This window comes from Arthrobacter sp. 2YAF22_2 (genome assembly GCF_052114645.1).
Classification (GTDB): domain Bacteria; phylum Actinomycetota; class Actinomycetes; order Actinomycetales; family Micrococcaceae; genus Arthrobacter.
Genome location: NZ_JBFRFD010000626.1, coordinates 1 through 1,820 on the forward strand (window position 1 = coordinate 1; position 1,820 = coordinate 1,820).

General features: G+C 69.0%; 2 protein-coding genes. Both read left to right on the forward strand.

All coding sequences use genetic code 11. The annotated features are described in order from the left end of the window. Positions 1–1,006: serine hydroxymethyltransferase (glyA, locus tag AB4Y86_RS18005; protein ID WP_441403518.1), on the forward strand; the 1,006-nt coding region annotated here is incomplete at its 5' end. 4 nt (positions 1,007–1,010) lie between these two features. Further along, on the forward strand, positions 1,011–1,820 hold an 810-nt coding region (locus AB4Y86_RS18010; RefSeq protein WP_441403519.1), incomplete at its 3' end, for a tetrahydrofolate dehydrogenase/cyclohydrolase catalytic domain-containing protein.

Below are 1,820 nucleotides of genomic sequence, written 5' to 3' on the forward strand. Positions count from 1 at the left end.
CGCCAACGTCCAGCCGCACTCCGGCGCGCAGGCCAACGCCGCCGCACTTGCCGCCATGATTACCCCCGGAGACAAGATCCTGGGCCTCTCGCTGGCCCACGGCGGGCACCTSACGCACGGCATGAAGMTCAACTTCTCCGGCAAGCTCTACGAGGTCGCCGCCTACCAGGTCGAGGAAGACAGCTTCCGGATCGACATGGACAAGCTGCGGGCGCAGGCGCTCGCCGAAAAGCCGCAGGTCATCATCGCCGGCTGGTCCGCCTACCCGCGCCACCTCGACTTCGAAGCCTTCCGCTCGATCGCCGACGAGGTCGGCGCGCTGCTCTGGACCGACATGGCGCACTTTGCCGGACTCGTGGCCGCCGGGCTCCACCCCAGCCCGGTGCCGCACTCCGACGTCGTCACCTCCACCGTGCACAAGACCCTGGCCGGTCCCCGTTCCGGTGTGATCCTGGCCAAGCAGGAGTGGACCAAGAAGCTCAACTCCAGCGTCTTCCCCGGCCAGCAGGGTGGCCCGCTCATGCACGTCATCGCCGCCAAGGCAGTGGCCTTCAAGATCGCCGGCACGGAAGAATTCAAGGAGCGCCAGGAACGCGTGCTGGAAGGCGCCCGGATCATCGCCGACCGCCTGAACCAGTCCGACCTTTCCGACGCCGGTGTCTCCGTCCTCACCGGCGGCACCGACGTGCACCTGGTCCTGGTGGATCTGCGCAACTCCCAGCTGGACGGCCAGCAGGCCGAAGACCTCCTGCACTCGGTCGGCATCACGGTCAACCGCAACGCCGTGCCCTTCGACCCGCGGCCGCCGATGGTCACCTCCGGCCTGCGCATCGGCACGCCCGCCCTGGCCACCCGCGGCTTCGGCGCCGGGGAGTTCACCGAGGTCGCCGAGATCATCGCCACCGCGCTGAAGTCCGGTTCCGGTACCGACATCGAGGCGCTCCAGACCCGCGTGGACAAGCTGGCCGAGGACTTCCCGCTGTACCCGCAGCACGAGCAGTGGTGATCCGATGAGCACCACGGATTCCGCAACCACCGACTCCACAACCACCGACGCCGCGCGAGCACAGGCACGCACCGCGCGGGTTCTCGACGGCAAGGCAACCGCCGCGGCGATCAAGGCCGAACTGACCGAACGCGTGGCCGCCCTCAAGGCGCACGGCATCGTCCCGGGCCTGGGCACGATCCTGGTCGGGTCCGACCCGGGCAGCACCTGGTACGTGGCGGGCAAGCACCGGGACTGCGCCGAGGTGGGAATCACCTCCATCCGCCGCGACCTGCCGGAACAGGCCACGCAGGAAGAACTGCTCGCCGTGGTCCGGGAACTCAACAAGAATCCCGAGTGCACCGGCTACATCGTCCAGCTGCCGCTGCCGGCACACATTGACCAGGACGTCATCCTGGAGGCCATGGATCCGGACAAGGACGCCGACGGGCTGCACCCGATGAACCTGGGCCGGCTCGTGGCGAACGTCGGCGGACCGATGAAATCCCCGCTGCCGTGCACGCCGAAGGGCTGCGTGGAACTGCTCACCCGGCACGGGATCAGCCTGAAGGGCAAACGCGTGCTGGTGGTGGGCCGCGGGGTCACGATCGGCAGGCCCGTGGGCCTGCTGCTCACCCGCAAGGACGTCAACGCCACCGTCATCCTGGCCCACACCGGCACCGTGGACCTGCCCGCCGAACTCCGGCAGGCCGACGTCGTGATTGCCGCTGCCGGCCAGCCGCACATGATCAAGGCGGCGGACCTCAAGCCTGGCGCCATCGTGCTCGACGTCGGCGTCAGCCGGGTCGACGACGGCTCGGGCAAAGCCGTGGTC